Annotated in this window: 24 protein-coding genes, 2 tRNA genes and 2 rRNA genes (1 of these 28 cut by a window edge); 19 read left to right on the top strand and 9 right to left on the bottom strand. The window is 31.8% G+C overall.

Translation table 11 applies throughout. From position 1 onward, the window contains the following. Together nadE and FRY74_RS06450 are read right to left on the bottom strand one after the other, a co-directional pair. On the bottom strand, nt 1–781 hold a 781-nt coding region (nadE, locus tag FRY74_RS06445; RefSeq protein WP_147099791.1), incomplete at its 3' end, for an NAD(+) synthase. Between the two features lie 3 nt (nt 782–784). Next, nucleotides 785–1,564 (bottom strand): porin family protein, encoded by a 780-nt coding sequence (locus FRY74_RS06450; protein ID WP_147099793.1) that lies wholly within the window; start codon nt 1,562–1,564, stop codon nt 785–787. Nucleotides 1,565–1,628: 64 nt separating this feature from the next. Here FRY74_RS06450 and gldB point away from each other — a divergent pair, with 64 nt between their 5' ends. From gldB to FRY74_RS06470, 4 genes are all read left to right on the top strand, one after another. Next, nucleotides 1,629–2,639: a gliding motility lipoprotein GldB gene (gldB, locus tag FRY74_RS06455; RefSeq protein WP_147099796.1), complete on the top strand. Its 1,011-nt coding sequence runs from the start codon at nt 1,629–1,631 to the stop codon at nt 2,637–2,639. A gap of 6 nt (nt 2,640–2,645) precedes the next feature. Continuing rightward, entirely contained in the window at nt 2,646–2,981 is a 336-nt protein-coding gene (gldC, locus tag FRY74_RS06460) for a gliding motility protein GldC (protein WP_147099798.1), read from the top strand. Next, complete coding sequence (hemN, locus tag FRY74_RS06465) at nt 2,974–4,338, top strand: oxygen-independent coproporphyrinogen III oxidase (protein WP_147099800.1); 1,365 nt, start codon at nt 2,974–2,976, stop codon at nt 4,336–4,338. The genes gldC and hemN overlap by 8 nt, the downstream gene beginning before the upstream one ends. Before the next feature lie 62 nt (nt 4,339–4,400). Continuing rightward, entirely contained in the window at nt 4,401–4,592 is a 192-nt protein-coding gene (locus FRY74_RS06470) for a cold-shock protein (RefSeq protein WP_147099802.1), read from the top strand. A gap of 34 nt (nt 4,593–4,626) precedes the next feature. On the opposite strand, the gene FRY74_RS06475 is transcribed toward FRY74_RS06470, so the two are convergent. From FRY74_RS06475 to aroQ, 3 genes are all read right to left on the bottom strand, one after another. Beyond that, nucleotides 4,627–5,940, bottom strand: a complete 1,314-nt coding sequence (locus FRY74_RS06475) for an MATE family efflux transporter (RefSeq protein ID WP_147099804.1) — start codon at nt 5,938–5,940, stop codon at nt 4,627–4,629. After that, complete coding sequence (locus tag FRY74_RS06480; RefSeq protein ID WP_262709495.1) at nt 5,933–7,045, bottom strand: MFS transporter; 1,113 nt, start codon at nt 7,043–7,045, stop codon at nt 5,933–5,935. Before FRY74_RS06480 ends, FRY74_RS06475 begins: the two co-directional genes overlap by 8 nt. Before the next feature lie 67 nt (nt 7,046–7,112). Beyond that, on the bottom strand, nt 7,113–7,535 hold the full coding sequence (aroQ, locus tag FRY74_RS06485; protein WP_147099809.1) for a type II 3-dehydroquinate dehydratase: 423 nt from the start codon (nt 7,533–7,535) through the stop codon (nt 7,113–7,115). An 88-nt stretch (nt 7,536–7,623) separates the two neighbouring features. Between aroQ and xerD the strand changes: the two genes are divergently transcribed. From xerD to FRY74_RS06525, 8 genes are all read left to right on the top strand, one after another. After that, a complete protein-coding gene (gene xerD, locus FRY74_RS06490; RefSeq protein ID WP_147099811.1) occupies nt 7,624–8,529 on the top strand; it encodes a site-specific tyrosine recombinase XerD in 906 nt (301 codons plus the stop codon). A 26-nt stretch (nt 8,530–8,555) separates the two neighbouring features. Next, nucleotides 8,556–9,941 (top strand): PP2C family protein-serine/threonine phosphatase, encoded by a 1,386-nt coding sequence (locus FRY74_RS06495; protein WP_147099813.1) that lies wholly within the window; start codon nt 8,556–8,558, stop codon nt 9,939–9,941. Nucleotides 9,942–10,019: 78 nt separating this feature from the next. After that, nucleotides 10,020–11,615: a hypothetical protein gene (locus FRY74_RS06500; protein ID WP_147099815.1), complete on the top strand. Its 1,596-nt coding sequence runs from the start codon at nt 10,020–10,022 to the stop codon at nt 11,613–11,615. Nucleotide 11,616: 1 nt separating this feature from the next. After that, nucleotides 11,617–12,873, top strand: coding sequence for a DUF5723 family protein (locus FRY74_RS06505; RefSeq protein ID WP_147099816.1), 1,257 nt, complete (start codon nt 11,617–11,619; stop codon nt 12,871–12,873). A gap of 16 nt (nt 12,874–12,889) precedes the next feature. Continuing rightward, nucleotides 12,890–13,690, top strand: a complete 801-nt coding sequence (gene kdsA, locus FRY74_RS06510; RefSeq protein WP_147099818.1) for a 3-deoxy-8-phosphooctulonate synthase — start codon at nt 12,890–12,892, stop codon at nt 13,688–13,690. After that, nucleotides 13,687–15,144, top strand: a complete 1,458-nt coding sequence (locus FRY74_RS06515) for a T9SS type A sorting domain-containing protein (RefSeq protein WP_147099819.1) — start codon at nt 13,687–13,689, stop codon at nt 15,142–15,144. The genes kdsA and FRY74_RS06515 overlap by 4 nt, the downstream gene beginning before the upstream one ends. After that, a complete protein-coding gene (locus FRY74_RS06520) occupies nt 15,141–16,742 on the top strand; it encodes a glycosyltransferase family 39 protein (protein WP_170227970.1) in 1,602 nt (533 codons plus the stop codon). Before FRY74_RS06515 ends, FRY74_RS06520 begins: the two co-directional genes overlap by 4 nt. Nucleotides 16,743–16,786: 44 nt before the next feature. Beyond that, nucleotides 16,787–17,062, top strand: coding sequence for a YbjQ family protein (locus tag FRY74_RS06525; protein WP_223265853.1), 276 nt, complete (start codon nt 16,787–16,789; stop codon nt 17,060–17,062). 7 nt (nt 17,063–17,069) lie between these two features. Here FRY74_RS06525 and paaD read toward each other — a convergent pair whose 3' ends face one another. The 4 genes from paaD to paaA are packed head-to-tail and all read right to left on the bottom strand — an operon-like array spanning nt 17,070 to nt 19,636. Continuing rightward, nucleotides 17,070–17,582, bottom strand: a complete 513-nt coding sequence (gene paaD / locus FRY74_RS06530; RefSeq protein ID WP_147099821.1) for a 1,2-phenylacetyl-CoA epoxidase subunit PaaD — start codon at nt 17,580–17,582, stop codon at nt 17,070–17,072. Further along, nucleotides 17,576–18,334: a 1,2-phenylacetyl-CoA epoxidase subunit PaaC gene (gene paaC / locus FRY74_RS06535; RefSeq protein ID WP_147099823.1), complete on the bottom strand. Its 759-nt coding sequence runs from the start codon at nt 18,332–18,334 to the stop codon at nt 17,576–17,578. The genes paaD and paaC overlap by 7 nt, the downstream gene beginning before the upstream one ends. A 42-nt stretch (nt 18,335–18,376) precedes the next feature. Then, nucleotides 18,377–18,670: a 1,2-phenylacetyl-CoA epoxidase subunit PaaB gene (paaB, locus tag FRY74_RS06540; protein ID WP_147099825.1), complete on the bottom strand. Its 294-nt coding sequence runs from the start codon at nt 18,668–18,670 to the stop codon at nt 18,377–18,379. A 24-nt stretch (nt 18,671–18,694) separates the two neighbouring features. Then, complete coding sequence (paaA, locus tag FRY74_RS06545) at nt 18,695–19,636, bottom strand: 1,2-phenylacetyl-CoA epoxidase subunit PaaA (RefSeq protein ID WP_147099826.1); 942 nt, start codon at nt 19,634–19,636, stop codon at nt 18,695–18,697. A 166-nt stretch (nt 19,637–19,802) separates the two neighbouring features. Between paaA and FRY74_RS06550 the strand changes: the two genes are divergently transcribed. The 7 genes from FRY74_RS06550 to FRY74_RS06580 form a co-directional block, all read left to right on the top strand. Beyond that, nucleotides 19,803–20,864, top strand: coding sequence for a 2Fe-2S iron-sulfur cluster-binding protein (locus FRY74_RS06550; protein ID WP_147099828.1), 1,062 nt, complete (start codon nt 19,803–19,805; stop codon nt 20,862–20,864). 82 nt (nt 20,865–20,946) lie between these two features. Then, a complete protein-coding gene (locus tag FRY74_RS06555; RefSeq protein ID WP_147099829.1) occupies nt 20,947–21,453 on the top strand; it encodes a C40 family peptidase in 507 nt (168 codons plus the stop codon). Beyond that, a complete protein-coding gene (locus tag FRY74_RS06560; RefSeq protein ID WP_147099831.1) occupies nt 21,450–22,154 on the top strand; it encodes an SDR family oxidoreductase in 705 nt (234 codons plus the stop codon). Before FRY74_RS06555 ends, FRY74_RS06560 begins: the two co-directional genes overlap by 4 nt. A 618-nt stretch (nt 22,155–22,772) precedes the next feature. Next, nucleotides 22,773–24,298 (top strand): 16S ribosomal RNA (locus FRY74_RS06565). Between the two features lie 122 nt (nt 24,299–24,420). Continuing rightward, nucleotides 24,421–24,494: transfer RNA gene (locus FRY74_RS06570), tRNA-Ile, on the top strand. A gap of 11 nt (nt 24,495–24,505) precedes the next feature. After that, nucleotides 24,506–24,579, top strand: a tRNA-Ala gene (locus FRY74_RS06575). Nucleotides 24,580–24,651: 72 nt separating this feature from the next. Next, nucleotides 24,652–25,000, top strand: a 23S ribosomal RNA gene (locus FRY74_RS06580) (it continues 2,524 nt past the right edge of the window). Together the 16S and 23S rRNA genes with 2 tRNA genes alongside form the textbook arrangement of a ribosomal RNA operon.

The raw sequence follows: 25,000 nt of genomic DNA on the forward strand, positions 1-25,000 counted from the left end.
ATTTTATCTTATTAGGAATAATACAAACTGGAATAGCTTGCATTTTGTGTTGATTAATAGTATTGAGTCTTGTGTAGATTTGAAAAACTTCTTGTTGCCTAGTATTAAATTGAGTAATATCAAAAACTCCTTTTTTAACAATGTTCATAGCCCATTCCAATTCTGGGTAAGACGCTCCAATTTGATCTTCATCTGTTCTTTCATCACCCCATAAGCCATCTGTTGGAGGAGCAATTAAAATATCGTTGATAATATTAAGATGCTTTCCTAACTCAAAAACTTCGGATTTTGTTAAGTCTGCAATCGGACTTAAATCAACTCCACCATCGCCATATTTAGTGAAAAAGCCAATTCCAAAATCTTCAATTTTATTCCCTGTACCTAGTACTAAATAATTATTGATTTGGGCATGATAATATAATGTAGTCATTCTTAATCGAGCCCGAGTATTTGCTAAAGCTAAATTATCATCAGTTCGTTTTGGAATAGCATCAGTAAAGCTTTCGAAAATAGGAGTTAGATTAGTTTCAATAGATGATACATTTATATAGTTGTCTTTTAAAAAAGCAATATGATTTTTAGCTCTAGTTACTTGGCTGATATCCTGTTGAATTGGCATTTCAACACATAAAAGAGGAAGATTAGTTAAAGCTCCTAAAGTAGAAGTAACGGCTGAATCAATTCCACCAGAAACTCCAATAACAAAACCTTTGGTTCCGGATTTTTTAATATAGTCAGATAACCAATTTACAATATGATGTTTAACTTCTTCTACTTGCATTTTTTAAAAATATACACCTAAATTAAGTGTGAAAAAATTAATGTTTGCACTAGCACTTTTGTCGCTATAAACAGGATTTCCTTCGTTATTGATTGTCGCTTTACCATTTGCATTTAATACAGGGGTTTTAGAATCTAAAACATTGATAAAACCATTGTTGTATGTTAAGCCCAACATGATGTTTGTATTGCCACTTAAGTTGTATTCAATCCCTCCGCCAACAACTAGATTTATATTCATAAATTTAATATCACTAGAAGTGTTCACATCGGATTTTGTGATATTATCAAAATCAGTGTATTCGAAATCACTTTTAGATTGATAGCGCAGTCCTAAATTAACTCCAAAATTTCCATAATATGAAATGTATCCAATTTGGTTTGTTTTTAGCTTAATAGTTAAAGGAATATCAACATAGTTTATTTTTATTGATTGTTTCACTTCAGATGGAAATAATAAACCATTTACATCATAAACGCTTTCATACTTAATTTTTCCTCCAATAGAATTTATAGTAATACCAGTTGAGAATAAATAATTTTTAGCTAAATAAAACTCAGTTGATAGTCCATAAGCAAAACCTAATTTAGAGCCATCGCTGGTGTAGCCACTGCTATTAGTGCTAAGCCATGAAATAGATGGTGAAAAATGAAGTCCTAAACGAAATTTTCTTTCTTCATCAAACTCAACTACAGGATCATTGCTAAAACTATCCTCTTGGGCAGATAGATTTAAAAATAATATCCCAAATAATATTAAAGTAAGTAACTTTGTTTTTTGCATGGCTTTCTATGGTTAATTTTACTGCAAACTTAATTGAAAAATAATACTTATTAGTCTCAGTATTTTGAACTTATCAACAGCTAAATATTTAATTATAATAACTATTGGGTTAATATTTTACTCTTGTAAAAATGATCCTTTGGATATAGATGTTTCATCAGTTGATGTTACTTTAAATGTAAAACGATTTGACCAACAATTGTTTGGTTATGAAAAAATAACAGATAAAGAAGTTGATGAGCTTGCAAAAAAATACAATCCATTTTATACTGCATTTATAGAAAACATTGTAAGTATAGGCAATGTAAATGATCCTTCAGTTTACTATTACTTAAATAATTTCACTCATGATAAAAATATAAAATCAGTACAAAAAGACATTGATAATTTATATAATGATTTTAATGATTATGAAATAGGATTAAAAGAAGCTTTTCAGCATTATAAGTTTTATTTTCCAAATAAGAATATACCACAAATCATTACCTATAACTCAGGATTTAATTATGCTGTAGTTACTGATTCAAGTTACTTAGGAATAGGGTTGGAAATGTTTTTGGGGGACAAGTATCCAGCATATAAGCAGTTAGGCTTACCACAGTATAAAATAGCTTCTATGACTAATAAACATTTAGTCTCATCCGTGATGTTAGGATGGATTTCTACTGAGTTTGAACTAGAACAAGCTAACGCTGATTTATTAACCGAAATGGTTCATCAAGGTAAATTGCTTTATGTTTTAGATGCATTAATTCCTATTGAAGAAGATTCTATCAAGATAAATTACACTAATAAAGAAGTAAAGTGGAGTAATGCAAATGAGAAGCAGGTATGGTTCTATTTTATAGATAATGATTTATTGTATACAAAAGAAACCAAAGAAATTATTAAGTACATGGGAGAAGCTCCATTTATTCAAGGTTTCCCTGAGGGCTCTCCAGGAAGAATTGGGCATTGGATAGGGTGGCAAATTGTAAAAGCTTACATGGATAACAATCAAGAATTATCATTAACAGATTTAATAAAAGAAAAAGACGCTCAAAAAATATTGAATAAGTCAAAATATAAACCATAAGAAAAGATGAAGAATTCAGAAATCAATTTTAAAATTATTTTAGACGAAAATCACGTTCCTGAAAAGATAGAATGGCAAGCAACTGACACTGGAGAGGAAGAAGTGAAAGAATGTAAGGCGTTAGTAATTAGTTTGTGGGATGCAAAAGAAAACAATACACTTCGTATTGACTTATGGACCAAACAAATGATGATAGATGAAATGGAACATTTTTTTTATCAATCTTTAATTACAATGAGCGATACTTATGAAAGAGCGACTAACGATACTGAAATAGCTAACGAAATGCGTGAGTTTGGTAAAAAAATGGGCGATAAAATTTTAAGTAGAAATAATGGGTAGTAACTTAATACAAAAGTACAATATTGCAGGACCCCGATATACTAGTTACCCAACAGTTCCTTTTTGGGATGAAAAAGGTATTGATTATAAAGATTGGATTTCTACAGTAAAGCAAGCATTTAGAGAAAGTAATACAACTGAAGGGATAAGTGTTTACATTCATTTACCATTTTGTGAAAACTTGTGTACATTTTGTGGGTGTCATAAACGAATTACAAAGCAGCATGGCGTTGAAGAGCCTTATGTTGAAACGGTGTTAAAAGAATGGAATTTATATTGTAATGAATTTGATACTAAACCTAGAATAAAAGAGATTCATTTAGGAGGGGGAACACCTACTTTTTTTAGCGCAACAAATTTAGAACGATTGATAAATGGTATTTTAGCTAAATCAGAAAAATGCGACGACTTTGAATTTAGTTTTGAAGCTCATCCCAATAATACAACAAAAGAACACTTACAAACTTTATATAATTTAGGGTTTAGAAGAAATAGTTTTGGTGTTCAGGATTACGATTTAAAAGTTCAAAAGACAATAAATAGAATTCAACCTTTCGAAAAAGTTGAAGAAGCTACTAGACTTTCTCGTGAAATAGGATATAACTCAATTAGTCACGATTTAGTTTTTGGATTACCACATCAAACCAAAGAAAGTATTATAGACACAATTACGAAAACCAAAGAATTAAAACCTGATAGAATAGCGTTTTATAGCTACGCTCATGTACCATGGATAAAAGGCGTTGGACAAAGAGGTTATGATGAAAAAGATTTGCCAACTGCCGATGAAAAAAGAGTGTTGTATGAAACTGGTAAGCAATTGCTTGGAGAATTAGGTTATGTTGAGATAGGAATGGATCACTTTGCTTTACCAACAGATTCAATGCATAAAGCAATGGAGACGAAAAGTTTACACCGAAATTTTATGGGTTATACTGCTGGTAAAACACAGTTAATGGTTGGGTTAGGTATGAGTTCAATTAGTGATTCTTGGTACAGTTTTGCCCAAAATGTAAAAACAGTAGAAGAATATACTGAATTAGTTAACCGAGGAGTTATTCCAATTTTTAGAGGACACTTATTAAATAAAGAAGATTTAGTAATAAGGAAGCACATATTAGAAATTATGTGTCACTTCGAAACATCATGGGAAAAAGAGGAGATGAAGTTTCCGGAACTTAACGATTGCTTAGAAAAATTGAAAGAAATGGAACAAGATGGATTGGTAATTATTTCTGAAAATGGACTTAAGTTACCAGAACATGCTCGACCTTTTGTTCGTAATGTTTGCATGGCTTTTGATTTAAGGTTAATTAGGAATAAACCATCAACTCGAATTTTTTCTATGACAATTTAAAGAATAAGTGCTTCATGTAGTTTTTTTGTGTATTTTCGAGAAAAATTATTTTAATTATTATTATGAAAACAGGTACAGTAAAATTTTACAACGAAACTAAAGGTTTCGGATTTATTAAAGATGATGAAACAGGAGAGGAATTCTTCGTACACGTAAGTGGTATTGTTGACCAAATTGGTGACGACGACAAAGTAACTTTTGATGTTAAAGAAGGAAGAAAAGGTTTAAACGCAGTTGACGTGAAAAAAGCCTAATCACTTTATATAAGATTATTTAAAAACCTCGCTTTTAGCGGGGTTTTTTTATGGCTTTTTTGTAAATAACCTTTTTAGCAATAACACTTTGTGCTAACCCTCTTGCAACAATAAACAAAATTAGTGCAGCCCATAAAGCATTATTGTTTAGATATGGATGTAGAATGTAATAAGTGGGTAAAAACACAATAAAAGTAGCAAACAACATTGTATTTCGCATAGCTTTGCTTGCAGTTATCCCAATAAAAACACCATCCCAAACAAAAGGAATTACACTAAGAATTGGAAATAAGACCAACCACCATAAATATTCTTTTGCAATTTCAACTACTTCAGCTTGAGATGATAATAAGTATAGAAGATGTTCTCCAAGAAATAAAAAGACTAAAGCGTATGAAAATCCAAGAGCAAAACCCCAATAAAAACAATATTTAATTGCCTTTTTTAGCATAAACTTATCGTTCGCACCAAAGTACTTGCCACTAATTGATTCTGCAGCAAAAGCAAACCCATCAATTCCATAAGCAGCAATTCCAATAAACTCTAATAATAAAATATTAGCAGCTCCAATTAGTAATCCTTCTTTTCCTGAATAAATTTTAAAAAATGACAAGGTGAATATAAGGCAAAGTGTACGAATAAAAATATCTGAATTAACTAATAAAAAATCTCTTATCGCTTTATATTGAAATACACCATTAAAGGATGAATGAGTAATTTGTTTTAGGTAATGAGTAATAAAAAAAACAATAGCTAGTACTAGTCCTGTGTATTGAGCAATAACAGTTCCAATAGCAACTCCTGTTGTACCCATATTGTAATGAGAAACTAAATAATAACTTAATCCAGCATTAATAATATTTACAGCAATTGTTATAATCATAGGAATTACTGCATTTTGCTTACCCATAAACCAGCCAATAAAAGCATAAAGACCAATTGTTGCTGGAGCAGCAAAAATTCTCACATTAAAATAAGTTGTTATTTCTTCATTAACATTTGGTGAGCTATCAATTAAATAAAGAGCTAACTCTAATAAATAAGGTTTAAAAATAAATAAAAGTAATGCTCCTGTAATAGCAACAATTAAGCCTCTAAATAATACACGAAAAGTTTCGTCAATGTCTTTTTTACCTTCGTTTTGTGCTGTTATGCCAGTTACTCCCATTCTTAAAAAGCCAAATCCCCAATAGATAAAATTGAAAATCATAACTCCAAAACCAATGGCTAAAATAAAAGCTTCGCTTGAGAGGTGTCCCATCAATGAAACATCAACAAGGCTAACTATAGGAACGGATAGGTTAGCCAGAATGTTTGGAATTGCGAGTTTTAGAATTTCTTTATTCAAGACGAATTTTTTCGTTTTTTAGATAGAAAATTAAAGAAACTAATCCAATCACAAAAAATACTATTGCCGAGATATTAAATGCAGTTTGTATGGAATAAACATCGGCAACATAACCTAAAAATGGAGAGAAAATGGCAAAAATTACTCTAATCATAAAGCTTCGTATTGACATTACGGTTGCTCTCATTTCTGAAGGCGTAAAGCGATTAATGAAATCTCTTAAAACAGGGGTCGCAATTCCTCTTATTAAATAGAAAAGGAACAAGATGGCTAATCCCCAATAATTTAAAAAACTACCTAAAAAGGCGTAGCAAAAGCAAAGTCCAATTAAAATAAAAATAAGCAGTTTGTTAGTGTCTATTTTTTCTTCGATGCGATGGGCATAAAATGATGTAAATGCAACAGCTAAGTTTAAAACGGCTCCAATTATTCCATAATATTTAACTTCCATATTTAATGCAGCATAGTAAGGTTGGGCAAACCAGGCCATTACTAATGTTGTTGCGCCAATAACTGAGGAGTAAATAATGTTCCATTTTAAAGGAATATTATCGACTAATGAATATTTGATAATATATTTAATATTCGTCCATGGCTTTTTGTTGCCTAATTTAGAAACAGGAGGCTCAATTAATAAAAAAGCTACAAATAATCCAATAAAAGCGATTACGCTTTGGTAATAAAAAGGAGTTCGCAATGATATTTCAGCTAAAAATCCTCCAACAATAAAAGCTATTGCTTCTGCAAAGTTTCCTAAAGCTATAGATCTACCTTCAAACTTTATAAATTTTTCTTTCATATTAGCAGCTACTAAACTATCATACATTAAAGCTGTATCCGAACCAGAGATAAAACTTTGACCAATTCCTAAACAAAGAGCTGCAGGTAAAAATCCCCAAAAACCAGAAGCAAAAGTATAGATAAGCATTCCAATAAAACCGAAGAGAGTTCCAATTATCATACTTTTTTTTCTACCTAAAACATCAGCGATATAACCAGAAGGGATTTCTATTAATGCTATGGAAATAGAATAGATGGCTTGAATAACCATAATATCATGCAATTCAAGGCCATTTTCTTTAAAAAATAAAAAGATGGTTGGCATAAACAGCATCAGCCACTTTGATGCTTTTATTACATAAAGTTTCCAAATATTTGAAAAGAGGTTCAAATTAATTGAGACTAAGGAAGTGTTCGACTGCTAAACGATAAGAGTTTAAACCTAAACCAGTAATTACACCAATACAATTTTTTGCCATTAAAGATATATGTCGGTATTCTTCACGTGTATAAATATTTGAAATATGAACTTCAATAACCGGGCTTTTAATTCCAACAATAGCATCAGCTATACCAATAGAAGTGTGGGTGTAAGCTCCAGCATTCATTATTATTCCATCATAGCTAAAACCAACTTCATGTAATTTATTTATTAATTCACCTTCCACATTACTTTGGTAATATTCAAAATCAATAGATGAATATTTTGTTTTTAGCTGTAAAAAAAAATCTTCAAAAGAGGAATGGCCATAGATGGTTGGTTCTCTTTTTCCTAATAGATTTAAGTTTGGACCGTTAATAATTAAAAGTTTCATAATAAATTTCTGTTTCACAAAGATATATATTTGTAATTAGACTCGAATAAAAATAAACTAATCAATAATTGACCTTATAGGCTCCTAAATGAATTGGACACCAACTATAAAAGGCTTTAAATCTTATCTGCAGTTAGAGCGTTCTCTTTCAGAAAACTCTATTCAAGCTTATTTGCATGATGTTGAAATGTTGGTGCAATATTTTATTTTACATGAAATTGATGTCACTCCTCAAAATGTAGAGCAAAAGCAGGTTGAAGATTTTATCCAGTATGTAAGTAAATTAGGGATGTCCGCTACATCTCAAGCACGAATTTTGTCAGGCATAAAAGCTTTTTACAAGTATATGCTTATTGAAGACATGATTGTTAAAAGCCCTACTGAATTACTTGAAGCTCCTAAGATTGGAAGAAAATTACCTGATGTTTTAAGTATAGAAGAAATTAATTCTATAATTGATGCAATTGATTTAAGTACAAATGAAGGAGAAAGAAATAAAGCAATGTTAGAGACTTTGTATAGTTGTGGGTTAAGAGTTTCGGAATTAGTAAACTTAAAATTATCGAATTTAATGTTTGATGACGGTTTTATTATTGTGAGAGGTAAAGGAGATAAGGAACGAATCGTTCCAATAGGCAGTGTGGCAATGAAGCATATCAATGTATATGTAAATCAAATTCGAAGTCATATGCCTAATATTAAAAAGGAAAGTGAAAATATTTTGTTTTTAAATAGGAGAGGTGCTCAACTAACAAGAGTAATGGTTTTTACTATTATAAAACAATTAATCGAGAAAACTGGAATAAATAAGCAGGTAAGTCCACATACTTTTAGACATTCTTTTGCTACTCATTTAGTTGAGGGAGGAGCTGATTTACGAGCTGTACAAGAAATGTTAGGACATGAATCTATAACCACCACAGAAATTTATACACATTTAGATCGAGAATATTTAAGGCAAGCTATAATTGATTTTCATCCCCGTTCTAAGTAATTTTTTCTTAATTTGGAAGGCAATATATGAATACAAATAATCAAAATACTGGGTGGCAAAAAGAGATGGATAAAACCATTTTAAGGTATCATGTGATTGCTTTATGGGTAGCAGTAGTATTTGACATGTTATTTTATGTGACTGATTATTTTAACATTCCAGCTTATCGAAAAGAGTTCTTTATTTTTAGGCTGTGTGTATCTTTAATTTGTTTAGCAACAGTATTGCTGTATAAAAAGTTAAAAATAGCAAGACAAATAATGGGAGTAATTCCAGTTTTATTAATATCTGTTCAAAATGCTTATATGTGGAGTGTTATGGATGCCGAGCATTTACAAAAACACACATTAGCTTACATGGCACTTTTTATCGGGTCAGGTATGTTTATGTTTTATCATTGGTATTATTCAGCATTTATTGTAGTTATAAATATTGTGGCAAACATTGTCTTTTTTTACGTTAACAGTAACTTAACTTTAGATGTCATACTTGTTAATGGAGGTGTTTTAACTCTTTCAACCGCTATCTTTTCGGTTCTTTTAATTAGAATGAGATATGGCTTAACCAAAAGAGAAATTATTGCTCGTTTCGAGCTAAAAAAGTCAAAACATCAAATAGAAGAAAAAAACAAAGAAATTACTGATAGTATTAATTATGCGAAACGTATTCAAATGGCTTTAATTCCGCCAGAAAGTGTAGTTAAAGAATTGATGCCAAATTCTTTTTTAATTTATAAGCCAAAAGATATTGTAAGTGGAGATTTTTACTGGGCTACAGAGTTAACTACAACCAGTTCAATAACAGATAATGAAAAACTAATTGTTTTTTGTGTTGCTGATTGTACTGGACATGGTGTTCCTGGCGCATTTATGAGTTTAATAGGTGTTAAAATTTTGAATCAATCTGTCAAGCAAAAAAATGTAAACTCACCAGCTCAAGCGTTAGATTATTTAAATAATCAAGTGTTTCAAACAGTAAATAAACATTCTGATAAAGATAATATCGTGCGAGATGGAATGGATGCTGTTTTTTGTGCAATTAATTTTAAAACCTTAAAACTTTCTTATGCAGGGGCAAACAATCCAATTTACATTATTAGAAATGGTGAATTAATTCAAATTAAAGCAGACAAACAACCAATAGGATCTTATGAAAAACAAACTCCGTTTACTAATCATGAATTTCAGTTACAAAAGGATGATATGGTTTATGGTTTTACAGATGGTTATGTCGATCAATTTGGTGGAGACGATGGTAAAAAAATGAAATCGAAGCGATTTAAAGAACAGTTAATATTGTGTGCAAAAGACGATGTTGATGTTCAAAAAGAAAAGTTAAATAGATACTTTGAAGAATGGAAGGGAGTTTATGAGCAGCTTGATGATGTTTGCCTTATTGGAATTAAAATTTGAGGATTACAATAGCAACAAAAAAATGAATTTTACTTCGTTAAAAGATTCATTACTTTTATAGTAAACTAAACTATTAAAATGTCTACAAAGCTTAAGCTTTTCATTGTTATTATTACTACATTATTTTTTTCGTGTAAGAAAAATTTTGATGCTCCTAGCTGGGATGTGGATGTTTTAGCTCCTTTAGTTAATACCTCACTATCTTTAAATGATCTACTTCAAGATTCTTTATTAGAAACTAATACTGATGGATCATTACAAATGGTTTATCAGACAGATTTAATTGACATTGATGTAGATTCTTTATTTAAAATTCCAGATACAACTATAGTTGAAGAGTTTGTGGTTCCATTAACTTCTGTTGTAAATCCTGGAAGTACATTTTATTCTAACGATGAAGAAAAGGAATTAAATATTAGTAATGGAATAGAGCTGAATTATGCTAAAATTGAGTCAGGCTTTATTGATTTGGAAGTGTTCAGCGAGGTAAAAGAAAGAATTGTGGTAACATTAAAAATATTAAGTGCAAGCTTAAACGGTGATACTCTTTTTATAGCAGACACAATAGAGGCAGCAACAGCTTCTGTTCCTGGTTATTTTTCAACCTCCTTTGATATAAGTAATTATGAGCTTGACTTAACTGGAATAAATAATAATTCGACAAATACATTAGTTACAAAAGCCATAGCGAGTCTTCATCCTGAAGCTTTTTTTGTTCAAGTAAATTCAGGAGATAAAATTATTTTTAATTATAAATTTAGAGACGTTGTTCCTTATTATGTTAAAGGCTATTTTGGAAGTCAAGATTATCAGTTTGGACCCGAAACTACTGATTTCAATATTTTTAATACTATAGTTGGAGGAAGTATTGATTTAAATGATGTAAATGTAATGCTCGATTTTGAAAACGGTATTGGTGTTGATGCTCAATTATCTCTAACAAACTTTTCAACTCAAAATTTATCTAGCGGAAATATTGCAAATTTATCTGGAAGTATTATTAATTCGCCAATTAATATTAATAGAGCTCAAGAAACATATAACTTTCCTGAAGTGATTTACAGTTATTATCAAAAGCAAATAAACACTTCTAACTCTAATATTGATGAACTAATAGAAGTTTTGCCTGACAAACTTACTTATCAAGGAAATTTAAAAATTAATCCCTTGGGTAATATTTCAGGAAGTAATGATTTCTTATTTAAGAAATATCCTTTAAGAGCTAAGCTGAATGTAGAAATGCCTTTATCTATAGTTGCGAATAATCTAACACTTGTTGATACTGTTGAATTTACTTTAGCACAAGAAAATGTTAAAAATATAATTGATGGTAATTTGTTTGTGTATGCAAATAACGGATATCCTTTTGATGCTGATTTAAAATTAGAATTACTCGATCAGAATAATCAATTATATAAAACGATTTCTATTATTAATAACAGAATAGAAGCTGCAGCTGTAAATAGTATATTTAGAGTTGAAACACCTAAAATGTCGGTTTTGAATATTCCTCTATCAGCAACTGATATTTCAGAGTTAACATTAGCTAATAAGATGAAGTTAACTGTTGCATTTACAACAATTGCTCAACCAAATTATTTAAAGATATATAGCGACTATAAAATTGATTTAAAATTAGTTGGAGATTTTGCTTATCAAATTAATGCTGATTAAAATGAGCAAAAGTTTTAGTTTAATAATAATATTTTTGTTGTTTGGAGGATTACTTCAAGCTCAATCTTTTCAAAATTATTTTGCTGACACCACTCAACGATTAAGTATTCAAACAGAAGCAAGCTATTTTTATGGTTCTAATGGAGTAAGTAATCAATTTATAAATCATTTTATTACTGGTGAAAAAATTGATAAAGAAGATAAACAAGATGCTTACAAGAATTTAAAATCAAAGAATGTTTTTGGTGCAGATTTAAATTTTAGTTTAAATGCTGAAATTCCGTTTGATACACTGCTTGGAAAGTCAAATATGTCATTAGTTGTTGGAGTTGAAATGGTAGAGCATGCAGATGTATTCTTTACTGAAGATTTATTTAAATTGGCTTTTGATGGGAATAAACAATTTGCTGGCACTTCAGCAGATTTTGGGGGAACAAATATTAATTATTTTAATTACCAACAGTTCAATATTGGTTATGTAAAGTATAAAAAACAACATGGCAATATCGCTAGAGAAGGAGTGAAATTTTCTATAATAAAAGCCCAAGAGCATATTGCAATAACAGTACCTAGAGGTAAATTATTTACAGAACAATATGGTAGAGACATTTCGTTAGATGTAAATTATATCTATAATAGTAGTGATACATTAAATAAAGGAATAGGCGCTTTCAATGGTTATGGGGTTTCAACTGATTTGTTTTCTGAATTTTATTTAAAAAATAATGATAAAATCACAGTTCAAGTAAATGATTTGGGTTTTATACAGTGGAATAAAAAATCAATTCAATTGGAAGCTGACAGTATTTTTAATTACAATGGAATTGAAATTGATAATGTTTTTGATTTAAATGATAGTCTAGTCGCAAATATATCTCAAGACTCGTTATTAAATCTGATAGCCACAGATAAAAGTAAAGGAGGTTATTCTATAGCTTTACCCACTTTAGTTAATGTTTTTTACACTAGACAATTTAATTCTAAAATTAAAATTGATATTGGTGCTCAGTATAAAATTTTAGCAAATTATATACCTTTAGTTTATATTAATATTTACTTCAATTTCAATCCTACTTTTGTTGCTCAAACTCATTTTTCTTATGGAGGGTATGGGCGTTTTAATACAGGACTGGTTTTCGCAAAATCTTTTAAAAACAAGTTTCAATGTTATTTAGGTTCAAATAACATACTTGCTTATTTTATACCTAAAGCAACCTATTCAAGTAGTACTTTTGTAGGTTTAAAAATGTATTTTTGATATTATGAAATCTTTAATGAACGTACCCAATATTAAGCATCTCGATTCTGGTAACTTTTTTTTAATTGCAGGTCCTTGCGCTGTAGAAAGTGAAGAAAATGTATTTGAAATAGCATGCACTATAAAAGAAATAACTGATAGATTACAAATACCTTATATTTTTAAAGCATCTTATCGTAAGGCCAATCGCTCAAGATTAGATTCTTTTACTGGTATTGGTGATGAAAAGGCGCTAAATATTATTAAAAGTGTAAAGGATAAATTACGCTTGCCGGTTTTAACAGATGTGCACACAGCAGAAGAATGTGCTTTGGCAGCTCAATATGTAGATGTTTTACAAATACCTGCTTTTCTATGTCGTCAAACAGATTTATTAGTAGCTGCTGCAAATACAGGTAAAATTGTTAACATTAAAAAAGGTCAATTTTTATCGGCTGATGCAATGAAATTTGCAGTTAATAAAGTCAAAGAATCAGGGAATTCAAATGTATGGTTAACTGAGCGAGGAACGACTTTTGGGTACCAAGATTTAGTAGTTGATTTTAGAGCAATACCTATTATGAGAGAATATGCTCCAACAGTTCTAGATATTACACATTCACTACAACAGCCGAATCAATCGAGTGGTGTTACTGGAGGTAAACCAGAGTTAATTGAAACAATTGCAAAAGCCGGTATTGCTGTTGGTGCAGATGGAATATTTATTGAAACTCACCCTGATCCAGCAAATGCAAAAAGTGATGGAGCAAATATGTTGAGGTTAGATTTATTAGAAGATTTACTAGTTAAACTGATTAGAGTTAGAAAAGCAATATGATTAAGCAAGCTTTAATATTGTTGTTTTTGATGCCATTTTTAGCTATTGCTCAAACAGACAGTCTGGTTCATTTATATGCTTTTGGAGGTGGTGGTAATGATTTAGGCGAAGATATTCAACAGACTTTAGATGGAGGTTATATTATAGTGGGTTCTACAGCAAGTAGTGGTGATGGTAATACAGATATTTACTTATTAAAAGTTGATTCATTATGTAATTATCAATGGAGTTTTGCTTTGGGTGAAAGTGCGAATGATTGGGGATATGCTGTTCAACAAACTCAAGATAAAGGTTATATCGTAGCATCTAGTACTAATAGTTATGGTAATAGTTATCAAGCTTTCCTAATGAAAAGAGATTCTTTAGGAAATTACGAGTGGCAAAGAAATTATGGATTGGAAGATTGGGATTTTGTTTACGATATTGCTAAAACTTATGATAATGGATTTGTTTTTTGTGGTGAAACTTATAATAACACTAATGGTTATTCAGATGTTTGGGTTGTAAAAATAAATAATCAAGGAGATACTCTTTGGACAAGAACTATCGGTGGAGATCTGGTTGACAAAGGAAACGCAATAATAGAAACTTTAGATTCTAATATTGTTGTAGCAGGTATAACAACTACGATTTCAGATTCTACACAAGCTTATGTACTAAAATTCGACAAATATGGAGTATTAATATGGGATAGTATTTATGGCGGACAAAAACACGAATGGATTTATGATGTAGTAGAAAATGAACCAGACAAATACACTCTTGCAGGATCAACAAATAGCAATATTAATGGAGATTTAGATCATTATATATTAAATTTAAACAAAAATGGCGTTTTGCAGTGGGATTTTACAATAACTAATTCAGCAGAGGATGACGAGATGTGTGCTGTTGGTTTAATGCCAAGCGGTAAAATATTGGTAATTGGAGACTCCAAAACTGGAGGTGGAGGAAAGAAAAATGTAGCAATGTTTACATTAACTCCGAATGGATTTTGGGGAGGGAGTTCAACAGTAATAAGCAACATAGAAGATGAAAATATAAAGGGATTAAACATAAATAATTTAGGTAGAATAGTCGGAGTAGGGAGTACAAACAGTTTTGGAAATGGAAACAAAGATGTTTTGTTGCTGAGAATGGATGTTATTTTACCATCTAATGATACAACAAGTTTTGTATATAATGATATAACTCCAATAGGGATTAAAGATATTGAAAATAAATCTGACATTACTATTTTTCCGTCCATTACAGATGACCATTTTTTTATTAATGTTTTAAAACCTAATTCGTTTGACAAGGTTGAAATAATAAATGTTAAAGGACAAATAGTTAATGAATATTATGGAATAAAAAATAGAGTTTCAGTATCACACCTACCAAAAGGAATTTATATTGTTACGCTAAAAGAAAATGGTGCAACTATATATCAAACGAAATTCGTCAAAAATTGATTCCTATTTATAATAGAACATTGCACTCGCTTAAAGTTTTATTTAAGGATATTTATTTCTTAATTGTTTTAGTCTTACTTATAGGAGTATTTATTTATAAGTACCAAGATTTATTTTTGCCTTTTTTTAGTGATGAATTATGGACATATGGCCCAGCTATAAGGAAAATGTCTGTATTTGGCCCGAGCTTATTACCGAGTTCATTACCGCTGACTGATCACTGGGCGCACCCATTACTATTTTTCTTCCTTTCTAGTTTATGGTGTTTGATTTTTGGAGCGAGCTTATTCTCAGTTCATTTGTTTGCTGCACTATTATCATCATTATTGTTGGTTGTTCTTTATTTAACGGTTAAGAATATGCTTAATCGAGAAATTGCTTTTTACTCAACATTAATATTTGCAAGTCAAAGTATTTTTTTGGGGCAATATAACCTTGCTTTACCAGAAATATTAACTACAATATTTACATATTTAGTAATCTACTTTTCGGAAAAGAAAAAATATAAATTGTTTATCTTTTTTGGAATATGTCTTGTTTTAACGAAAGAGTCTGGTGTGTTTCCATTAATAGCTATTATCGGTTGGAATTTAATTAGGGATATTTTTTATGATAAATCGTTTTCATTTTCCAAACAAACTATAGTTAAATATATAATCTTTACGGTGCCTTTTATTGCAATTGTTAGTCATTTTGTTTTGCTAAAATTAGAATATGGTTGGTTTATTATGCCATTAAGAACGGAATCTTTCGAGTTTACTTGGGATGTTTATCATGAAAGGCTAATGAATACTATTCACTATTTATTTATTGGACAAGGAAGAAGACCTTTACCAATAACTCTATTTTTTATAGGTATCCTGTTTTACCCTAAAATCAAAATTTTATATAGAATTGTTATCGTTTTGGTGTCATTTAGTTTGATGAAAATGTTTTTTGGGTATTGGGAAGTTCCTGAATTTGTTGAATTTCTAGTCATACCAATTATATTTATAGTTATTGTGAAATTTATTTTCATAGATAGTTATAAGAACGATAGGTCGGAAAGTGGCTTTATAGCCATAGCTACACTTTTCACTATTATTTATATCCTTTTTATTTCTTCATTTTTTGATAGTAGAAGGTATTTATTGTTTTTAGTTCCAACCCTAATTGTTATTACAATATATTTCTTAAATCAGATACCAAAAATTAACAAATACTTATTACCGTTGGTTGCAATCGTTTCAATCGGATTTTCCATTCAATATCAAATTAATGATACAGATCAGGGTGATGATACCAATCATTATCAAGATTTATGTTTTATTCAGAAAGAAGCTGTTGGATATTTGGAAGAGAAATATCAATATACACAATCAATTCGAACAACCTTTCTAGTAAAACATTCGCTAGAAAGACCATTAACAGGATATTTAAAAACCATTACTAAATTTAGTAATGTGGCTTCATTGGCTAAAGACGGTAATAATTGTTTATATATTTTTGTGAATACGGAATTACCAAATGATTACTATAGTTTCAAGAAAGAAAAAAATCTTAAATTGGTTAAGAAATTTGAAAAGCGTAATGCTTGGATAGAAATCTATAAAAACTAAACCTTATGATATTCGTAACTACAGAAACAATTCAAGGTTAAGAAATTTCAGAATCTTTAGGAACTGTAAGAGGAAGTACAGTTAGAGCAAGAAATATAGGAAGAGATATTTTTGCTGGATTAAAAAATATAGTGGGAGGAGAAATATCGGAATACACTCAGCTATTAGCAGATGCTAGAGAGCAGGCAATTAAAAGAATGTTAGACGATGCTCAAAAATTAGGAGCAGACGGAATAGTTAATGTTCGTTTTACGACATCTCAAGTAATGCAGGGTGCAGCAGAAATGTTAGCTTACGGAACAGCAGTAAAATTTAAATGAGTATTTTTTAAATACATTTAAAATAATCGAAAGGCTCTAGGCATTCATCACAAGTGTATAGTGCTTTGCAAGCTGTTGAACCAAATTGACTTTTTAAAGATGTGTTTTTCGATTTACATCGAGGGCAAACAACAACTTTAGGTCCATTAGCAAATAAGACTCCTTTGTCGGCTGTTCCATCAATTGGAGGAGCTATACCGTACTCTCTTAATTTTTCTTTGGCTTCTTTTGTCATCCAGTCGGTTGTCCAAGCAGGAGAATAAACCATTTTTATCTGAACATTGTCTATCCCTTTTTCTTTTAGGGTGGAAACAATGTCATCCTCAAACATTTTCATGGCTGGACAACCAGTATAAGTAGGAGTGATGGTTACGATTATTGTCGTTGGAGTTATTTCAACATCCCGTAAAACACCCAATTCTTCAATTGTAATCACTGGAATTTCAGGATCAGGAATTTCTTTAAGAAATTCCCAAACCTGATTTTTAGTATATCTTATAGTGTAATCTTCGTTTACCATTGAGCTTCTGGGTATGCTCGTTGTAAAAATTGCATTTCAGCAATTAAATGTCCTAAATATTCAGAATGCATAGCATTTAATCTACCAGATTGCATGTAACATTCTTCTGGTTTAGTTAAAGTTGCTCTTTCTATTACTTGGTTAATTGTTTTATCCCATTCTTTTTTTACTTCAGCTAAATCTACGGCAATACCTTCTTTAATTAAGATTTCATCAACTTCATTCATTTCAAATAAATCACCAGTAAATTCCCATAAATCATTTAAAGATTCTTGAATTTTATTATGACTTTCTTCAGTGCCGTCACCTAAACGAACTAACCATTCTGAGCTATGTCTTAAATGGTAAGTGACTTCCTTTATTGATTTTGCTGCATGAGCAGCAATCATTTCATCTTCACTAGATTTTAGTGCCTGAAATAAATGGTAGAAAAAAGCTGAATGTAAAAAGTTTCTAGCAACAGTATCTCCAAAATGTCCGTTTGGTCTTTCAGAAAGTAAGGTGTTATAAAACTCTCTTTCTTCTCTTTTATAGGCTAAATCATCTTCAGTTCTTCCTTTTCCTTCTAACTTGCCTGCATAAGTTAACATTGTTCTTGATTGACCAATTAAATCAAGAGCAACATTTGTCATTGCAATATCTTCTTCTAGAATTGGTCCATTACTGCACCACTCTGACATTCTTTGCCCAAGAATTAAACTAGAATCGCCTAATCTTAAACAATAATTTATTAAAGCTTCGTTTGTTGTCATGTTTTTTGTGTTTCGATTATTGAATCAAAAATTCTTTAATATTTAGATGTGTTTTGCACCATCAGGCATTACATAATGCGTAGGATGTCTATAAATTTTATCATCCGAAGGATCAAAAAACGAATCATTATCATCAGGCATTGAAGAAACAATTGCATTTAAAGGCACAACCCAAAGACAAGTTCCTTCCTGTCTTCTTGTATACATATCTCTAGCATTTTGCAAAGCCATTTCTTTATCTGTCGCGTGCACACTTCCTGCGTGTTTGTGAGGAAGTCCTGGTTTACTTTGTATAAAAACTTCCCAAACGCCTCCTTGATTATCTGTATTACTCATAATAAATTTTTTAAATATTTTTAATTAAGCTACTAATTGCTTTTCTTTTTGTTTTTCAGCATATGCAATTGCTGCCTCTCTTACCCATGCACCATCATTATGTGCTTTTTTATGGTGGTTTAATCGTTGCTTATTGCATGGTCCATTACCTTTTACAACTCTCCAAAATTCATCCCAATCCATTTCACCAAAATCATAATGACCTCTATCTTCATTCCATTTTAAATCTGGATCAGGAATTGTTAATCCAATAACTTCTGCTTGTTGAACAGTTTTATCAATAAATTTTTGACGTAATTCATCGTTTGTCTCACGTTTTATTTTCCATTTTACAGCATTACCTGTGTTCGGAGAATCTGAATCATGTGGGCCAAACATCATTATTGATGGCCACCAAAATCGATTTAGCGCATCTTGAGCCATTGCTTTTTGTTCAGGAGTTCCATTAGCCATAGTTGCCATAATTTCATATCCTTGACGTTGATGGAAACTTTCTTCTTTACAAATTCTTACCATTGCTCTTGAGTATGGCCCATAAGAAGTACGTTGCAATGAAACTTGATTTACAATTGCAGCACCATCAACTAACCAACCTACAGCACCCATATCTGCCCATGTTAATGTAGGATAATTAAATATACTTGAATATTTAGCCTTTCCACTTTGTAATTCTTCAATAAATTCATCTCTACTTTTGCCTAAAGTTTCAGCAGCAGAATATAAATATTGACCATGTCCAGCCTCATCTTGAATCTTTGCTAATAAAACTACTTTAGCTCTTAAACTTGGGGCTCTGCTAATCCAATTTCCTTCAGGTTGCATTCCAATAACTTCTGAATGAGCGTGTTGCGATATTTGACGCTGAAGATGTTTTTTGTAATCTTCAGGCATCCAGTCTTTTGGTTCTATTTTTATTTCTGCATCAATTTTTGCTTGAAACTCTTCTAGTTTTCTTAAATCTTCCATAAGTAAAGTTTTTCTTTACTACAAGTTTACTCAATTATACCCAAATTAAAATATGAAATATATCAGTTGTTAATAATAATTAAGATGAAGGCTTATTTTGTTAGATATAAAAAACCCTAAATAATTTAATTAATAATTTTATTTTTGCAGTCATAAAAAAAAGACTATGAGTTTATTTAAGACAGTAAAAGTTAAAGAAATTAGAAAAGAAACTAGTGATGCAGTTTCTGTAGCTTTTAATGTGAATATTTCTGCAAATCCTGAGTTTGAATACAAATCAGGACAATATATAACTATCAAGAAGCTAATAAATGGAGAAGACGTAAGAAGGTCTTATTCATTGAGTAGTGCTCCAAATGAAAATGATTTTAGAATTGCAGTAAAAAAAATTGAAGGGGGTAAAATGTCTTCATTTTTAAATGACAATTTAAAAGAAGGTGAAGATATTGAAGTAATGTTGCCAGCAGGTAATTTTGCATTAAATCCAGAAAATAATAAGCATTATGTTGGATTTGCAGCAGGTAGTGGAATAACTCCAATTATTTCAATGATTAAATCAGCACTTTCTTCTACTGATTCAAAGTTTACTTTGTATTATGGGAATAAAACTGATGCTTCTACAATTTTTAAAAAAGAGTTAGATCAGTTAGCAACTGAAAACCCTGATAGATTAAAACTAAACTATATATATAGTAAGCAAGTAAGTGCTAACAAGTTATTTGAAGGTAGAATCACAAAAGAGAAGTTTGAAGAATTTTTAAGAGAAGATATTGCTTTGTTAAAAGCAGATGGATTTTACTTATGTGGTCCTGAACAAATGATTAATGAAGTTTCAGAACGTCTAAGTTATTTAGGTGTAGATAAAAACAAAGTGCATTTCGAATTATTTACAGCTCCAACCAATAAAGAAGAGGATAAAATAATAGCAGAAAATAATTTTTCTGGAACAAGTAAAATTACTGCAATTATGGATGGAGAAGAAATTGAGTTTGACTTAGCTTCTAATGGAGATTTTATTCTAGATGCAGCAATTGAACATGGAATAGATGCCCCATTCTCATGTAAGGGTGCTGTATGTTGTACATGTAAAGCTCAGGTAATAGAGGGTAAAGCTGTTATGGATATGAATTATTCTTTATCAGATGCAGAAGTGGAAGAAGGATTTATTTTAACCTGTCAATCGCACCCAGCATCTGAGAAAGTAATTGTAGATTTTGATGTGATATAAATAGCTTATCAACACAGTAATATTGAAAAGGTCTAACTTAAGTTAGACCTTTTTTGATTTACCAAACTTACCTTTGGTCTTAATGCAAAAGCTTGTATATATATCCTTTCTATTTGTTGTTTTTTCATCTTGTGGGAAAAAAGAAGTGTTGGTTTCAAGCAAATCTCATAATGAAATTATTGAGAAGTATGCAGATAAATTACAAATTTCAAAATCACAGATAACGAACGTTTCTTTATATGAGTTTATAGATAAATGGTACGGAACAAAATACAAATATGGTGGACTTTCAACTTCTGGTGTTGATTGTTCAGGCTTCTGTAATATTTTATACAAAGAAGTTTATAAAACAGAGTTGCCAAGAAGTACTAAAGATATTGCTAGACAGCTCAAAAAGGTAAATCAATCAAATTTGGAGGAAGGGTATTTGATTTTTTTTGACATAGAAGGAAAAAAGAATTCACACGTTGGAGTCTATTTAAAGAATAATCGGTTTGTTCATGCAAGTACAAGTAAGGGGGTCATTATCTCAAGTTTAGAAAATCCATATTACAAAAAAGCATATAATAAAGGAGGTACAATAAAATGAATATATTAATTACTGGTGCAAGTAGAGGTATTGGCAGAGAATTGGTTTTAAAATTTGCTCAAAATCCAAACAGCACAATTGTAGTATTAACAACAAATTCCGAACAGCTAAACTCATTAGCTATTGAATGTTTGGAGGTATTCAATAATTCTATAATTTTTCATTCAATAAATTTTTTGAGCGAAAATATCAATCAAGAACTCGCAAAGTTATTCGAGAGTATAAATTTAAACTTTGATATAGTTATTAATAATGCTGGTAAACTTATAAATAAACCTTTTTTACAGAATACTTTAAAAGAATTAGAAGAATTAAATAAGATTAACATATATGGGCCTTATCTTGTTTGCCAACAAATAATTGGTAAGTATGCTAATAAAAACTGCCATATTATTAATATTGGTAGTATGGGAGGGGTTCAAGGAAGTGTTAAATTTCCAGGGCTATCTATTTATAGTTTAACAAAAGCTGCTTTAGCTAATCTAACTGAATGCCTAGCTGAAGAATTTAAAGATACAGGTATAAAAATTAACTGTTTAGCCTTGGGTTCTGCTCAAACTGAAATGTTGGAAGAAGCTTTTCCTGGATATAAATCTACAGTTTCAGCAAAAGAAATGGCAGAATACATTTTCCAATTCAGCATTTCAAGTGGGAAATTTTTTAACGGTAAAATCATTCCAGTTTCAGTTACAACGCCTTAATTTGTTATTTTAAAAATTAGGTTATTTTCTTTCTCATAAGGATCTAAAATCAGTTTTGAATCCTAAAAATTTCTATTAAGTCATTCTTTTTTACGTTATTAACAATTTATTGTGAAAAATATCTTATTGATAATCAGTTATAAAAGTAGTTTTCTGAAAAAATAGTTCAATAAAATTTTGGTAGTATATAAAAGGTGATTAGTTTTGCCGACCCTTTCAGAACAGTGGTTTTGGGTTGTATAAAGGGAATGAAATGATGAAGCGTTAGTAGGATTAAAAAACTTTTAAAATTTATGTAAATAAGTTTGGAGGTTGAATAAATAGTTCTACTTTTGCATCCGCTTTTGAGACAATGGTTTTGGTGTTAGAAATAAAGTTTAAAAATAATTTAGATTTTATTTGGAGAGATTAAAAATAATTGTACATTTGCACCCCTCTAAAGAGAAAATGTTCTCGATAAGAGTTTAAAAAGATAGATTAAAATATAGTTCTCTATATTATATATAGTGTTCTTTGAAAAAATTGAAGTAAGATAAATTAAAAAAAAAGGTAAGTATCCTTGAGTAGAATAATTTCTATCCAATGTGAAGCAATTTTTAACAACATTAAAAATTAATTACAACGGAGAGTTTGATCCTGGCTCAGGATGAACGCTAGCGGCAGGCCTAACACATGCAAGTCGAACGGTAACAGAGAAGAGCTTGCTCTTTTGCTGACGAGTGGCGCACGGGTGCGTAACGCGTATGCAACTTACCCCTAACTGGAGGATAGCCTTTCGAAAGGAAGAATAATACTCCATAATATTTCTCTATGGCATCATAGAGTTCTTAAAGCTTTGGCGGTTAGGGATAGGCATGCGTTCTATTAGTTAGTTGGTGAGGTAACGGCTCACCAAGACCTCGATAGATAGGGGGCCTGAGAGGGTTATCCCCCACACTGGTACTGAGACACGGACCAGACTCCTACGGGAGGCAGCAGTGAGGAATATTGGTCAATGGACGAAAGTCTGAACCAGCCATGCCGCGTGCAGGATGACGGCCCTATGGGTTGTAAACTGCTTTTATATAGGAAGAAACCCCTCTACGTGTAGAGGGCTGACGGTACTATACGAATAAGGACCGGCTAACTCCGTGCCAGCAGCCGCGGTAATACGGAGGGTCCAAGCGTTATCCGGATTCATTGGGTTTAAAGGGTCCGCAGGCGGGAAGATAAGTCAGTGGTGAAAGCCTACAGCTCAACTGTAGAACTGCCATTGATACTGTTTTTCTTGAATATAGATGAAGTGGGCGGAATGTGTCATGTAGCGGTGAAATGCATAGATATGACACAGAACACCGATTGCGAAGGCAGCTCACTAAACTATTATTGACGCTCATGGACGAAAGCGTGGGGAGCGAACAGGATTAGATACCCTGGTAGTCCACGCCGTAAACGATGATTACTCGGTGCTAGCGATATACTGTTAGTGCCTAAGCGAAAGTGATAAGTAATCCACCTGGGGAGTACGGTCGCAAGATTGAAACTCAAAGGAATTGACGGGGGCCCGCACAAGCGGTGGAGCATGTGGTTTAATTCGATGATACGCGAGGAACCTTACCTGGGCTTAAATGTATTTTGACAGATCTGGAAACAGATTTTTCTTCGGACAATTTACAAGGTGCTGCATGGTTGTCGTCAGCTCGTGCTGTGAGGTGTCGGGTTAAGTCCCATAACGAGCGCAACCCCTATCTTTAGTTGCCAGCGAGTAATGTCGGGGACTCTAAAGAAACTGCCGGTGCAAACCGTGAGGAAGGTGGGGATGACGTCAAATCATCACGGCCCTTACGTCCAGGGCTACACACGTGCTACAATGGTGCATACAAAGGGCAGCTATCTGGTGACAGAATGCTAATCTCTAAAGTGCATCTCAGTTCGGATCGAAGTCTGCAACTCGACTTCGTGAAGCTGGAATCGCTAGTAATCGCGTATCAGCCATGACGCGGTGAATACGTTCCCGGGCCTTGTACACACCGCCCGTCAAGCCATGGAAGCTGGGGGTGCCTGAAGTCGGTAACCGCAAGGAGCTGCCTAGGGTAAAACTAGTAACTGGGGCTAAGTCGTAACAAGGTAGCCGTACCGGAAGGTGCGGCTGGAACACCTCCTTTTTAGAGAAGGTTGTTTCAATCTCAATTTATTGAGATGGTACTTATCTTTTTTTTATCTTCTTCATTTTTTTACCCAAAACAAGCTCAGTTAGGGCTTTTAGCCTACAAGCTTAGATTTTTATAGTCCTATAGCTCAGTTGGTTAGAGCGCTACACTGATAATGTAGAGGTCCGCAGTTCAAATCTGCGTGGGACTACAACTTGTATTGGGGGATTAGCTCAGCTGGCTAGAGCGCCTGCCTTGCACGCAGGAGGTCATCGGTTCGACTCCGATATTCTCCACATTCCTAAATTGTTAGGAAATGTTCTTTGACATCTTGAAAGAAATTATAATTAAAATTTATTAAATTAGTTAAGAAAGTAACTAAGAGCGTACGGCGGATGCCTTGGCTCTCAGAGGCGATGAAGGACGTGATAAGCTGCGATAAGCTACGATTAGGTGCAAATAACCTTTAAGTCGTAGATTTCCGAATGGGGCAACCCAGCTGGTTGAAGACCAGTTATCCCGCAAGGGAAGCTAACCCGGAGAACTGAAACATCTAAGTACCCGGAGGAATAGAAAACAATAGTGATTCCCCTAGTAGCGGCGAGCGAACGGGGATTAGCCCAAACCATTAATGTTTCGGCATTAGTGGGGTTGTAGGACTGCAACGTGGACTTTAAAATGATAGTAGAATCTTCTGGAAAGTTGAACGATACAGGG

It is taken from the genome of Vicingus serpentipes (assembly GCF_007993035.1).
Classification (GTDB): Bacteria; Bacteroidota; Bacteroidia; order Flavobacteriales_E; family Vicingaceae; genus Vicingus; species Vicingus serpentipes.